The sequence below is a fragment of the Pseudarthrobacter sp. NPDC058329 genome (assembly GCF_042879835.1).
Classification (GTDB): Bacteria; Actinomycetota; Actinomycetes; order Actinomycetales; family Micrococcaceae; genus Arthrobacter.
On record NZ_JBHVZR010000001.1, the window covers coordinates 823,397 to 836,809 of the forward strand.

Genomic DNA, 13,413 nt, shown 5'->3' on the forward strand with positions numbered 1-13,413 from the left:
TGCGCCGCAGCTCCGGGGCCGGGCTTCCTACTTCAGAGAAAACGAGTCTATCGTGACTGGTTCCACAGGTGCGCCGTCCGTGTCGCTGCTGCCCGGCGTAATTCCGGCAGCAGCCATATTCGACACCACTTCGAGGCCGGATGTCACCCTTCCAACCACCGTGTAACCGCCGGCGGTGTCGGACGGGATGGCCGTGTCCTTGTAGACGATGAAGAATTGTGTCCCGTTGCCAAACGCGTTGTTGCCCGTTCGGGCGACGGCGACAGTTCCCGCCGGATAAGTATTGTCAGCCGGGGTGTTCTCGAGGGGTCCCCACGTGTAGTCAGGATCGCCCTGGCCCTCAGGGCCCGACGCGCCGCACTGCAACAGCCCGAAAGTCTCGCCTGTAGTGAGGCGGTGGCACGACTTTCCGTTGTAGAAGCCCTCGTCACTGAGGGACTTGAAAACCGCGGCGGCTTGCGGGGCCTTGGTCCCGTCAAGCTCCACAGCGAGGGCGGCCCCGTTGAGGACCAGTTCACCGGTGAAGGTCTTGCCGGCGGCGGTATCTGCAGCCGGAATATTCGGGCCGTTGGTTGGCTGGGAAGTCGGGCTTGCAGATGCTGAAGCCGAAGGGCTGATCAGCCCGGCCTCGGCGGCGGCGAACTCCTCCTCGGTCGGGTTCCCGGCGAAGGCGGTCAACTGGAGTACGACGGCGAGCACCACGGCGGCGGTTCCCGCACCGGCGGCGACGACGTTGTCACGCCTGCGCCGCTTCTCCTGGTCCCGCCGCAGCTCGCGTTTGGCTTCCATCTGCTGGATGCGACGCTTTGCTTCGCGGGCGCTGCGTGAACTGGCCGCCAAGGCTCCTCCTTATTGTCGGGCTGCTGCACGGCGTGGCGTGAAGCCCCGGGCGTGTTGTCTGACGGCCGAGCCCTGCCGGTCCGCCGCATTAGAGATGCCGGCGGATGACGCATAAACTGACTGCCGCACATAGTTTATGCATGACTGGCTGGACTGCCGCGGTTCCTGGCCCGTTTCGGGATTCCGGGCAAGTCCCAAGCACTTCACCCAAGAGGAGAAAATCCACCATGGCACGCACCGCCTCCCTGTCCGGATTCCCCGAGTGGCTTCCCGAGGAACGGCTGGTGGAGCTTCATGTGCTGGACACGCTGCGCCGGATATTCGAGCTGCACGGTTTCGGTTCCATCGAGACCCGGGCCGTGGAAACAGTCGGGCAGTTGCTGCGCAAGGGTGAAATCGACAAGGAAGTTTACGGTCTTAGCCGGCTGCAGGAGGACGACAGCGAAAACCCTGTCAAGGGAGGGAAAGCCGATCCGCACGCACTTGCCCTGCACTTTGACCTCACCGTCCCGTTCGCCCGGTACGTGGTGGAGAACGCCGGCTACCTCGCCTTCCCGTTCCGCCGCTACCAGATCCAGAAGGTGTGGCGCGGTGAGCGTCCCCAGGAGGGCCGCGCCCGCGAGTTCACCCAGGCGGACATTGACGTGGTGGGGGACGGCGACCTGCCTTTCCGGTATGACGTCGAGATCGCGCTGGTGATTGCCGAGGCCCTGAGTGCCCTTCCCATACCGGACTTCCGCCTGCGGATCAACAACCGCAAACTCGCGGAAGGCTTTTACCGTGGTATCGGCCTGGAGGATACGGCCGGTGTGCTGCGGAGCATCGACAAACTTGAAAAGATCGGCCCGGATAAGGTGGCTGAGCTGCTGAAAGCGGAGCTGGGGGCCACCGATGAGCAGGCGCAAAAAGCGCTGCAGTTGGCTGCGATTCGCACGGAGGACACTTCCTTTGTGGCACAGGTTCGGGCGCTGGGGGTCAGCAATGAATTGCTGGACGAAGGCCTGAACGAGCTGGAACAGGTCATCGAAGCAGCCGTCCAGCGCGCCCCGGGCAAGGTGGTCGCTGACCTCAGCATCGCCCGCGGCCTGGACTACTACACGGGTACCGTGGTGGAAACCGTCCTGGTGGGCCACGAGCAGCTCGGGTCCATCTGCTCCGGAGGCCGTTATGACGCACTGGCCTCGAAGGGCAACCGGAAATTCCCGGGTGTGGGCCTTTCCATCGGCGTCACCCGACTGGTGTCCCGTATCCTCAGCCAGGACCTGGCCAAGGCGTCGCGCTCCGTCCCGACTGCCGTCCTGATTGCCCTCACACACGATGACAGCTGGAGTGCGGCACAGGATGTGGCCGCGCAGCTTCGGAGCCGCGGGATTCCCACGGAAGTGGCGGCGAAAGCGGAAAAGTTCGGCAAGCAGATCAAGTTTGCCGACCGCCGCGGCATCCCGTTCGTCTGGTTCACCGACGACGACGGCACCCACCAGGTCAAGGACATCCGCACCGGCGAGCAGGTCGTGGCATTCCCGGAAACCTGGACTCCGTCGCTGGAGGACCTCTCAGTGCAGGTGGCCGCGTCCGGCCAAGTGGCAACGGTCGCTTCATAGGGCGCGCACTTGGCCTGGTGCGGGGTTGCATCTGCTGATTACGTCACGACTGGTCGTTTGAAGCGGGCACGTTAAGTGCTTTGGTACGGTCCCGGTTCTGACGACGACGGCTGCGTACGGCGTCGGCTTCATCGGCCGGGACACCGGCGGCGGCTTGTTTCCAACACGGCAAGGAAGGACACGGACCCCCAGCCCTATGTGGATAAACCGCTCCGAGGCGCACGGCAAACCGCCCGGATTGGCGACGCGTCCGTTGGAAGCCAGCCAGCCGCCGTCGTACCAACGCCCGGGTTAGCGCCGCAAAGGAACAGTCGCCAGCACGCGGTACTAGTGGCGGAAGCGCAGCACCAGCCACCGCCCCGCCACCCCGGCGGCCAGCACTGCCGTCATGGTCAGTACAGAGGCCGGCGGCAGCGTGAAGGCCAGCAGCAGGCAGGCAACGAAGCCCGCAGCGTTCAGCCACTTGGGGGCATACCCCGGGTGCCGCACCAAAGTGTACGCGGAGGCGTTCGACACGGCGTAGTAGACCAACACGCCAAAACTTGAGAAGCCCACTACGGTCATCACATCGGTGGTCAGCAGGAGCAGGATGACGACGGCGGCCACGGCCAGTTCTGCAACGTACGGAACCGTTTGCTTGCCGCCGATCCTGGCCAGCGGGTGCGGAAGGTCTCGTTCCCGGGCCATTGCCAGAGTGGTCCGGCCAACGCCCGTGATGAGGGCAAGGAGCGCCCCCAGGCACGCCGCAGCAGCACCTGCCTGGACCAGCGGCGCGCCTGCCGCCAACCGGGACTGGAGCACAGCCTCGAGCAGCGGGGTCTCTGCGGCCGCCAGCTGTCCGCCGGGAAGGTGGTTGAGGAGCAACAGCGCAAGCGCCAGGTAGATGGCGAAGGCGGAGGCCAGTGCGGCAAGGATCGCCCGGGGGATGGAGCGGGACGGGTTTTTCACTTCCTCGCCCAGGGTGGCGATCCTGGCGTAGCCGGCGAACGCGAAAAACATCAGGCCGGCGGCGGGCAGCACGCCTGCCGGTCCACCCTGGGACGCCGCACCCGGGCCGGTGCCCGCGTGCGGCCCAATAATGGCCGCGGCGGCGACAAACACCAGGGTGGCCAGTACAACGCACAGCAGGACCCGGGTCAGCAGGGCCGTCCGGGTGATGCCCAGCAGGTTAACGACGGTCAATGCCACCACCGCTGCGATGGCCACCGGGACCGCAAAGTCACCGGCTGCATAAGTGCCGAACGTCAACGCCATCGCCGCGCACGAAGCCGTTTTGCCGGTAACAAAGCCCCAGCCGGCCAGGAACCCCGGCCATTCTCCGAGCTGTTTGCGGCCATAAACGTAAGTTCCTCCGCTGGTGGGATATTTCGCGGCGAGGGCCGCAGACGCCACGGCATTGCAGTATGCGACGAGCCCCGCCAGAACCACCGAAAGTACCAGCAAGTTCCCGGCCAGTGCGGCCGCCGGCGCGAAGACCACGAACACGCCGGCGCCCAGCATGGAGCCGAGGCCGATAACGGTGGCATCGAAGGTGCCTAGCCTTCGTTGCAGTTGCTGGTGCGCGCTCATGCGGTGACAGTCCCTTTGCAGCGGGTAAACTCGAACGGAATCGTTTCCCGAACGATCCTATTTAACTTCGCTGTTATCTTCCCGCTGTTACCCCGCAGAAAGGCGTGCTGTGCTGCGCACACATGACCTCGGATCCCTTCGTTCCGAGCACATTGGACAAACCGTAACCCTCGCTGGCTGGGTGGGCCGCCGACGTGACCACGGTGGCGTCGCCTTCGTTGACCTGCGCGACGCTTCGGGCGTGGCACAGGTTGTGGTCCGCGAGGAGGAAGTCTTCCACGGCCTGCGCAATGAGTATGTCCTGCAGATCACCGGCACCGTCTCCAAGCGGCCGGAGGGCAATGAGAACCCCGCCCTCGGCACCGGCGAGATCGAGGTCATGGCGGACAAGGTGGTCATCCTCAACACGTCCGAGGCGCTTCCGTTCCAGATTGACGAGCACGTAGAAGTGGGCGAGGAAGCACGCCTGAAGCACCGCTACCTGGACCTGCGCAGGCCCGGCCCGGCCCGCAACCTTCGCCTTCGCTCGGAGGCAAACCGCGTGGCCCGCGAGCTGCTGCACCAGGATGGCTTCGTGGAGGTGGAAACCCCCACGCTGACGCGTTCGACGCCGGAAGGCGCCCGTGACTTTGTGGTCCCCGCCCGCCTGGCCCCGGGTTCCTGGTACGCGCTGCCGCAGTCCCCCCAGCTTTTCAAGCAGCTTCTGCAGGTGGGCGGCTTCGAGAAGTATTACCAGATCGCGCGCTGCTACCGCGATGAGGACTTCCGCGCCGACCGCCAACCGGAATTCACCCAGCTGGACATTGAGGCCAGCTTCGTGGACCAGGACGACATTATTTCGCTCGGCGAAAGCATCGTGCAGGCACTGTGGAAGCTGATCGACGTCGAAATCCCCACGCCCATCCAGCGCATTACCTACGCGGACGCCATGGCGCGGTACGGCTCGGACAAGCCCGATCTGCGCTTTGGCGTGGAGCTGACTGAGCTCACCGAGTTCTTCAAGGACACCAATTTCGGCGTTTTCAAGGCTCCGTATGTCGGTGCTGTGGTGATGCCGGGCGGTGCCTCCCAGCCCCGCCGCACCCTGGACGGCTGGCAGGAATTCGCCAAGCAGCGCGGGCACAAGGGCCTTGCGTATGTCCTGTTCAAGGAAGACGGCGAGCTCGCCGGTCCGGTTGCCAAGAACCTGACGGACACGGAGCGCGCAGGCCTGGCGGATGCCGTAGGCGCCAAGCCGGGTGACTGCATATTCTTCGCTGCAGGCGAGAAGTCCGCTGCCCGCGCCCTCCTCGGTGCTGCCCGCGTCGAAATCGGCCACCGCACCGGCCTGATCGACCCCAGCGACTGGGCCTTCTGCTGGGTAGTGGACGCACCAATGTTCGAGCCGGCAGCCGCAGCGGTGGCATCCGGGGATGTGGCCGTCGGTGCCGGCAAGTGGACGGCTGTCCACCACGCGTTCACCTCGCCCAAGCCCGAGTTCCTGGACACGTTCGACCAGGACCCTGAGTCGGCCCTGTCCTACGCCTACGACATCGTCTGCAACGGCAATGAAATCGGTGGCGGTTCCATCCGTATCCACGAGCGCGATGTCCAGGAGCGGGTCTTCGAACTGATGGGCCTCGACCGGGCGGACGCCCAGACCAAGTTCGGCTTCCTGCTCGAAGGCTTCAAGTACGGCGCCCCTCCGCACGGCGGCATCGCCTTCGGCTGGGACCGTGTGGTGGCACTGCTGGCTGGTGTTGAGTCGATCCGCGACGTCATCGCCTTCCCGAAGACCGGCAACGGTTATGATCCCCTGACTGCGGCCCCGGCCCCCATCACGCCGCAGCAGCGCAAGGAAGCCGGCGTTGACTTCAAGCCGGAAGCCAAGCCCGCACAAGGCAAGTAGGGCCCACCCATTTGTCCTGAAGGCTCTCCCGCCAGGGAGGGCCTTCAGGTTTTTCCGCAGACAGGAGACCCCCTGGTGCACAGGCTTCCGGATTCGCAGGGCTGCGCCTACGAAACGCTGATGGACGAGGCCTGGCCCGCCGTCGAGCGTCATGACACGGGGGAGTGGGTCCTTCGTGCCGCCGGAGGTGTCACCCAGCGGGCAAACTCGGTGTGGCCCCGGGGTACGGCAGCGGACCCCCTGGACTCACTGCGCGGGGCTGTCCAGTGGTACCGGCAGCGGCGGTTGCCGCTGATCTTCCAGATCACGGACACGCCCGCCAACTCCGGCCTGAACGCCTTCCTGGACGAACAGGGCTTCGGCCGCCAGTCGGAGACGCTGATCATGGCACGGCCGGCGGGGCTGGAACGGGTGCCCCCCGTGGCTGCCAAGGTTGAAATCCTGGACAGCCCGGGCGACGACTGGCTGGACCTGTGGTGGAGCGTCGAGGGCCGGGGCGGCGCGGCAGAACGGGAGACTGCACGCAGCATCCTGGCCGGGTGCCCTTCGCTCTATGCCCTGGTGAGGGACGACGACGGCGGGCCGGCCGCCGTCGGGCGCCTCGCCATGGTGGACGGAACCGGCGGAATCTACTGCATGGCCACGTCTCCGTCCCACCGCCGGCGTGGTCACGCTTCGCTGGTGCTGCAGGCGCTCCTGTCCGAGGGAACAGCCCGCGGCCTGGACAGCTTCTGGTTGCTGGTTACCGCAGCCAACCACGCCGCGTTCGGGTTGTACGCCCAGGCCGGGTTCACGGAGTCGGGCCGCTACCTCTACCGCCAGCAGCGGCCGCGGCGTGCGCTGACTGGCTGCTGATCGCGAACCCCTTGGGCCGTTTCGACGGTTCCGTGCCCACTCGACGTTGCGCAACACCGTACCCGCAGGGAATCGTCGAATCGGGCTGACGGCGGCACGAAATTTGAGTTAGGACGGCGCATCCGTCACCTGGATCCGCACTGAGCACGCGTCCGCGGCCGCCTTTTTCACCACCGCTGCTTTGGGGTCCGGAACGTCGAGGTATGCCAGCCGCGGCAGGGCGCCGTAGTCCTTCAGGGCCGGGTGCTCAAGGACAAAGCCCGCCAGCGCCCTGTCCCCGCCGGGAACCACGTATTCAAAGGACCCGCCGCTGAACACCCGAAGCGCCTGCTCCGCCACGGTTTCCACCAATGCGTCCGCCTGGTTGGACCGCCGCCGGGCAAACCGCTGCTGGGACTGGCCGCCCGCTGCCGTCCGGGACTGCACATAGGTGGTGCCGACTTTCGACGCCAGCACCACTCCTTCACTGACCACCGCCACGCCATAACCTCCACGCCGGACCAGCAAAAGGCCGAGCCGGCGCGGCTGCGACGCGAGGGAGGCGAGCCGTTCCAGCGCGTCCGCACCGCGGCCCGGCCGGCCATCGCTGGGCCAGGGCGCCTGCAGGAGTGCCTCGGCGCCGTCGTCCGCCAGAAGGTGCAGGCCGTCGTCGCCATCCCGCACCTGGAAACCGCCGTGCCCCGCGCCGAACCTCTCCGCCCAGCCGCCCAGGCGGCTGCCCGGGACGAAGGCGGTGCGGACGGAGGAGGGTTGCTGCCCGCCGGCGGCGGTACGTGCGGACATGCGGGATCCTTCGCTGAACGGCGGCAGCCTCCGTGCGGAAGCCGGCAGGTGAACTGGAAGTAGCCTATCTATGTGGAAGATCTCTTCGGGCATGGGCCCGGCAATGATGACGACGACGACGGTCCCGTTGCCGTAAGCAGCGCCCCCTCCACCGGGGGTGCGAAGCAGCGGAGCCCGCTGGCGGTCCGGATGCGGCCGCGCACCCTCGACGAGGTGGTGGGGCAGCAGCACCTGCTCGGCCAGGGCTCACCATTGCGCCAACTGGCAGCGGGGGTGGACGCTGCCGGACCCGCCGGGCCCAGTTCGCTGATCCTTTGGGGCCCTCCCGGCACAGGGAAGACCACCCTGGCGCACGTTATCGCCCGGGGGCCGGGCCGGAAATTCGTGGAACTCTCCGCCATCACCGCCGGGGTCAAGGATGTGCGGCGGGTGATGGATGATGCCCTGACTGCACGCGACCTCTATAAAACCACCACCGTCCTGTTCCTGGACGAGATCCATCGCTTCAATAAGGCGCAGCAGGACGCCCTCCTGCCGGGCGTCGAGAACCGGTGGGTGGTCCTGGTGGCTGCCACCACCGAGAACCCGTCGTTCTCCGTGGTCTCGCCGCTGCTGTCCCGTTCCCTGCTGCTGACCCTCAGGCCCCTGACCGACGCCGACGTCGAGGGGCTGCTGCTGCGGGCGGTGGCGGACTCCCGCGGGCTCGGCGGCAAGGTGGAGCTCGACGACGAATCCCTGGCGCACCTTGTCCGGCTCTCCGGCGGTGACGCCCGGCGGGCCCTGACGGCGCTGGAGGCCGCTGCCGGCGTAGCGTTCGGGGATGCGGACGACGCCGGCGACGGCCTGGTGAAGGTGGAGCTGAAGCACACCGAGCGGGCCCTTGACGTGGCCGCGGTCCGTTACGACCGCGCCGGAGACCAGCACTATGACGTGGCCAGCGCCTTCATCAAGTCCATCCGCGGATCCGACGTGGACGCCGCCCTCCATTACCTGGCGCGGATGCTCGAAGCGGGGGAGGACCCGCGTTTCGTCGCCCGCCGGATCGTGATCTCGGCGGCCGAGGATGTGGGAATGGCTGATCCCACCGCCCTGCAGACGGCCGTGGCGGCAGCCCAGGCCGTGCAGCTTATAGGGATGCCCGAGGGGCGGATTATCCTGGCCGAGGCTGTGGTGCACCTGGCCACGGCGCCGAAATCCAACGCCGCCTACATGGGCATCAACAAGGCCATCGCCGATGTCCGCGCAGGGCTGGGGAACGGTATTCCCGCCCACCTGCGGGACGCGCACTATCCGGGTTCGAAGCAGCTGGGCCACGGCCTCGGCTACAAGTACGCGCACGACGCTCCCCACGGCGTGGCAGCCCAGCAGTACCCGCCGGACGACCTGGTGGGGAAGGACTATTACCAGCCCACCGGCAACGGCGCGGAGCGGGACATCGCGGTGCGGTTGGAGCGGCTGCGGAAGATCGTCCGGGGCAAGTAAGCCCCGTGCTAGGATTGATGTTTGTCTGGCAAGGTCCGGGCGCCCAATCACTGGAGTTTATCCGCTTGGTTGTGCCCTGAACCCAGTAGCAAAAGGCAGCGGTTGGCCGATGCTCTCCATGATGGAGGCCAGTAACACTGACACACCGCAGATATTGGAAGGACACAAGTGGCTAACAACACTCGTGCTCGCCGTCAGGCCCGCCTCTCGCGGTCCCTCGGCATCGCTCTGACCCCCAAGGCCGCCAAGTACATGGAGCGCCGCCCGTACGGCCCCGGTGAGCATGGCCGTGCCCGCAAGAAGCAGGACTCCGACTACGCCGTACGTCTGCGCGAAAAGCAGCGCCTGCGCGCCCAGTACGGCATCCGCGAAGCACAGATGACCCGCGCCTTCGAAGAGGCCCGCCGCACCAAGGGCCTGACCGGTGAAAACCTCATCGAACTGCTCGAAATGCGCCTTGACGCCCTGGTCCTGCGCGCCGGCTTCGCCCGCACCATCGCCCAGGCCCGCCAGCTTGTTGTGCACCGCCACATCATGGTTGACGGAGTCCGCGTTGACCGCCCGTCGTTCCGCGTCGGCGAGGGCCAGCTGGTCCACGTCCACACCCGCAGCGAAACCATGGTTCCGCTCCAGGTTGCAGCAGCCGGCGCCCACCGCGACGTCCTGCCCACCGTTCCGGCATACCTGGACGTCAAGCTGGAGGCCCTCCAGGCACGCCTGGTCCGCCGCCCCAAGCGCTCCGAGGTCCCCGTGACCTGCGAAGAGCAGCTCGTCGTCGAATTCTACGCACGCTAGATTTCAGCAGCGTATCCAAAGAAGCCCGTGGCAAGCGCCGCGGGCTTCTTTGTATGTAAGGTACTTGGGGGACATCCGCGGAATGCGCTTCACACAGCATCCGCAGGGTGGCACGAACCACAGAATTTCTAGGAGATGAACGTCTATGTCTGGTGGCGATATTGCCGGCCTGATCGCTGCCGGAGTATTTGCGCTCTTGGTGCTGCTGCTTGCGGTGCCCATCCTGAAGCTGGGCAAAGTCCTTGACGAAGTCCGCACCTCCATCAGGTCCATCAGCGACGGCGCCACGCCCCTCATGGATGAGGTCACCGCCACGGTGTCCACCACCAACCAGCAGCTGAAGAAGGTGGACGGCATCTCTTCGAACGTCTCGGACGCGTCCGCGAACCTGTCCGCGCTGTCCTCGCTGGTTGCCGCCACCGTTGGTTCCCCGCTCATCAAGGTGGCCGCGTTCAGCTACGGCGTTCGCACCGCACTGGCCAACCGCAAAAAACCCGCTGCCGGCCGCCGCAGCCGCTGAACCCCCGGAGAACCTAGAATGAAACGACTTGTCTGGATGGGAATCGGCGTGGCGATCGGAGTCATCGCCTTCCGCAAGGTCACCGAAGCGCAGGCCAGCATGCAGTCCACGCTTGGCCCCCAGGGACTCAACCGGGCCGTAGGCCGGCTCGCTGACGGTGTGTATGACTTCGCCGACGCCATCAGGGACGGAATGCGGGAACGGGAAACGGATCTCCGCGCCGCCCTCGGGGTGGAGTCCGGAGAACTGGACCGCCGCTGACCGGCACCAGCCAAGGCCGCACTCCGGCCTGGCAGCACGTCAGAACCAAACCGGCAGCAACCGTGCCTGCGGAACTGCCAAGCGAACGAACTTCCACGCATTCGCGTGGACCAAGAAGGGTAAGTAAACAGCTCATGAAGTCGCAGGAGATCACTAAGCGCTGGGTTGACTTTTTTGTCAGCAAGGGCCACACCGCGGTTCCCTCCGCATCGCTGGTCTCCAGCGACCCCTCGCTGCTGTTCACGGTTGCCGGCATGGTTCCGTTCATTCCCTACCTCACCGCGCGCGAGGAAGCACCCTACTCCCGCGCCACCAGCGTGCAGAAATGCATCCGCACCGGTGACATCGAGGAAGTGGGCAAAACTGCCCGGCATGGCACCTTCTTCCAGATGTGCGGAAACTTTTCCTTTGGCGACTACTTCAAGGAAGACGCCATCAAGTTCGCCTGGGAACTGCTGACCAAGAGCGTGGACGACGGCGGCTACGGCCTCGCGCCTGAACTGCTGTGGGTGACGGTTTACGAAGAGGACGACGAAGCCAAGGAACTCTGGCTCAAGAACACCGGTGTTCCGGCCGGGCGCATCCAGAAAATGGGCAAGTCGGACAACTACTGGCACACCGGCCAGCCCGGACCCGCCGGTCCCTGCTCGGAGATCTACTACGACCGCGGCCCTGCCTACGGCATCGAGGGCGGCCCGCTGGCTGACGAGACCCGGTACATCGAAATCTGGAACCTCGTTTTTATGCAGTACCAGATCGAGAACGTCCGTTCCAAGGAAGACTTCGACGTTGTGGGCGAGCTGCCCAAGCGCAACATCGACACCGGCCTCGGCATGGAGCGCCTGGCCATGATCCTGCAGGGCGTCGAAAACATGTACGAGACCGACCAGGTCCGTCCCGTCATCGACAAGGCCGCCGCGCTCTCGGGGAAGGAATACACGTCAGCTGAAACGCCGGACGATCCGCACCACACCGACGACGTGCGCATGCGTGTGGTGGGCGACCACATCCGCTCGGCACTGATGCTGATTTCCGACGGCGTGACTCCCTCCAACGAGGGCCGCGGCTACGTCCTTCGCCGGCTCATCCGCCGTGCGGTGCGTTCCATGCGCCTCCTGGGCGTGGAGCAGGCCTGCCTGCCGGAGCTGCTGCCCGCCTCACGGGACGCCATGAAGGGCGTTTACCCGGTGGTGGACACCGACTTTGCCCGCATCAGCCGCATTGCCTACGCCGAAGAGAAGGCGTTCCTGCGCACCATCGCCTCCGGCACAGCCCGGCTGGAGGACGCCGTGAAGGAGTCCAAGGCCGCCAACAAGCCGCTCTCCGGGGCCGACGCCTTCGCGCTGCACGACACTTACGGCTTCCCCATTGACCTCACGCTGGAAATGGCCGAGGAGGCCGGGCTCCAGGTGGATGAGGCAGCGTTCCGCAGCCTCATGCAGGAGCAGCGCAAGCGTGCCCAGGCCGACGCGAAGGGCAAAAAGGGCGGCCACGCCGATCTGAGCGCTTTCCAGGAGATCCTCGCCCAGGGTGAGACCGTCTTCACCGGCTACACAGAGCTCGACGGCGAAGCGCGCGTCCGCGGCATCCTCACCGGAGGACTGCCGGTACACCAGGCGTCCACGGGCGACGAGATCGAGCTCGTGCTCTCCGAGACCCCGTTCTACGCAGAGGCAGGCGGACAGGCGGCCGACACCGGCCTGATCACCGGCGACGGGTTCGTCGTCGAGGTCCTCGATGTCCAGCGTCCGCTGAAGGGTCTGAGCGTCCACAAGGCGATCGTCCGGGAGGGCGAAATCGGCGCCGACTCACTGGTGCGCGCCGCCGTCGACCGCGAACGCCGCCACGCCGCCGAGCAGGCCCACACCGGCACGCACATTGTGCACGCCGCACTGCATCAAATCCTCGGGCCGGAGGCCACCCAGCGCGGGTCCTACAACAAGGCCGGCTACCTGCGCTTCGACTTCGCCTGGGGCGAGGGCTTGAGCACCGCCACCCGTTCGGAAATTGAGGAAGTATCCAACCTCGCCATCCGAAACAATTTCTCCGTGCAAACCAAGGTGATGGGGCTGGCCGAGGCCAAGGCCCTGGGCGCCATGGCCCTCTTCGGCGAGAACTACGGCAGTGAAGTCCGCGTTGTGGAGATCGACGGCGCCTGGTCGCGTGAGCTGTGCGGTGGAACTCACGTGGCCAACACCTCGCTGATCGGCAGCCTCTCGCTGCTCGGCGAACAGTCGGTGGGCTCAGGAAACAGGCGCGTTGAGGCCTTCGTGGGCATGGACGCCTTCCGTCACCTGGCCGCCGAGCGCGCCCTGGTGACCGAACTGACAGACCTGCTCAAGGTCCCGTCCGGACAGCTGGCCGACAGGATCGCAAGCACCCTCGCCAAGCTCAAAGCCACGGAAAAGGAGCTCGACAGGCTCCGCAAGGAACAGCTGGCCGCTTCCGCCGCCCAGCTCCTGGGCAGTGCCAGGGATGCCGCCGGGGTCAGTGTGATCGCCCACGACGCCGGCCAAGTCAGCGGTGCGGACGACCTCCGCGGCCTGGCACTGGACCTGCGGAACCGCCTGGGCTCGGCAGCCGCCACGGTGGCAGTTGCCGGCGTTGCCAACGAGCGCCCCGTGATCCTGGTGGCCACGAATGAAGCCGCGCGGGAAGCGGGCGTCAAAGCCGGCGCCCTGGTGCGGGTCGCCGCAGGGATCCTCGGGGGCGGCGGTGGCGGCAAGGACGATGTTGCCCAAGGCGGTGGAACGGACGCCGGCAAGGTGGCCCCGGCCCTGGCCGCTGTTGTGGACGCCATTTCCGGGCGATAAACCTTC

General features: G+C 66.3%; 11 protein-coding genes. 8 read left to right on the forward strand and 3 right to left on the reverse strand.

The features are described 5' to 3' along the window. Nucleotides 1–27: 27 nt before the first annotated feature. Nucleotides 28–840: a peptidylprolyl isomerase gene (locus tag ACFVYC_RS03945; protein ID WP_387546801.1), complete on the reverse strand. Its 813-nt coding sequence runs from the start codon at nucleotides 838–840 to the stop codon at nucleotides 28–30. Between the two features lie 227 nt (nucleotides 841–1,067). Between ACFVYC_RS03945 and hisS the strand changes: the two genes are divergently transcribed. After that, on the forward strand, nucleotides 1,068–2,441 hold the full coding sequence (hisS, locus tag ACFVYC_RS03950; RefSeq protein ID WP_387546804.1) for a histidine--tRNA ligase: 1,374 nt from the start codon (nucleotides 1,068–1,070) through the stop codon (nucleotides 2,439–2,441). Nucleotides 2,442–2,768: 327 nt separating this feature from the next. On the opposite strand, the gene ACFVYC_RS03955 is transcribed toward hisS, so the two are convergent. Beyond that, entirely contained in the window at nucleotides 2,769–4,010 is a 1,242-nt protein-coding gene (locus tag ACFVYC_RS03955) for an APC family permease (protein ID WP_387546807.1), read from the reverse strand. A gap of 109 nt (nucleotides 4,011–4,119) precedes the next feature. Here ACFVYC_RS03955 and aspS point away from each other — a divergent pair, with 109 nt between their 5' ends. Continuing rightward, complete coding sequence (gene aspS / locus ACFVYC_RS03960) at nucleotides 4,120–5,898, forward strand: aspartate--tRNA ligase (protein ID WP_387546810.1); 1,779 nt, start codon at nucleotides 4,120–4,122, stop codon at nucleotides 5,896–5,898. 120 nt (nucleotides 5,899–6,018) lie between these two features. After that, nucleotides 6,019–6,753, forward strand: coding sequence for a GNAT family N-acetyltransferase (locus tag ACFVYC_RS03965; RefSeq protein WP_387547144.1), 735 nt, complete (start codon nucleotides 6,019–6,021; stop codon nucleotides 6,751–6,753). A gap of 108 nt (nucleotides 6,754–6,861) precedes the next feature. Here ACFVYC_RS03965 and ACFVYC_RS03970 read toward each other — a convergent pair whose 3' ends face one another. After that, nucleotides 6,862–7,536: an acVLRF1 family peptidyl-tRNA hydrolase gene (locus ACFVYC_RS03970; RefSeq protein ID WP_387546812.1), complete on the reverse strand. Its 675-nt coding sequence runs from the start codon at nucleotides 7,534–7,536 to the stop codon at nucleotides 6,862–6,864. Between the two features lie 72 nt (nucleotides 7,537–7,608). On the opposite strand from ACFVYC_RS03970, the gene ACFVYC_RS03975 reads away from it, so the two are divergent. The 5 genes from ACFVYC_RS03975 (at nucleotide 7,609) to alaS (ending at nucleotide 13,407) form a co-directional block, all read left to right on the forward strand. Next, the gene (locus ACFVYC_RS03975) at nucleotides 7,609–9,018 is read left to right on the forward strand and encodes a replication-associated recombination protein A (protein ID WP_387546815.1); all 1,410 of its coding nucleotides are present in this window, start codon (nucleotides 7,609–7,611) and stop codon (nucleotides 9,016–9,018) included. A gap of 168 nt (nucleotides 9,019–9,186) precedes the next feature. Then, nucleotides 9,187–9,813 carry a 30S ribosomal protein S4 gene (rpsD, locus tag ACFVYC_RS03980; RefSeq protein WP_104044550.1) on the forward strand — a complete coding sequence of 209 codons (627 nt, stop codon included), beginning with the start codon at nucleotides 9,187–9,189 and terminating at the stop codon, nucleotides 9,811–9,813. Nucleotides 9,814–9,958: 145 nt separating this feature from the next. After that, nucleotides 9,959–10,333: a DUF948 domain-containing protein gene (locus tag ACFVYC_RS03985; RefSeq protein ID WP_307094946.1), complete on the forward strand. Its 375-nt coding sequence runs from the start codon at nucleotides 9,959–9,961 to the stop codon at nucleotides 10,331–10,333. A gap of 18 nt (nucleotides 10,334–10,351) precedes the next feature. Beyond that, on the forward strand, nucleotides 10,352–10,594 hold the full coding sequence (locus tag ACFVYC_RS03990) for a hypothetical protein (RefSeq protein WP_387546820.1): 243 nt from the start codon (nucleotides 10,352–10,354) through the stop codon (nucleotides 10,592–10,594). A gap of 134 nt (nucleotides 10,595–10,728) precedes the next feature. Then, nucleotides 10,729–13,407 carry an alanine--tRNA ligase gene (gene alaS / locus ACFVYC_RS03995; RefSeq protein WP_387546823.1) on the forward strand — a complete coding sequence of 893 codons (2,679 nt, stop codon included), beginning with the start codon at nucleotides 10,729–10,731 and terminating at the stop codon, nucleotides 13,405–13,407. Nucleotides 13,408–13,413: the final 6 nt, after the last annotated feature.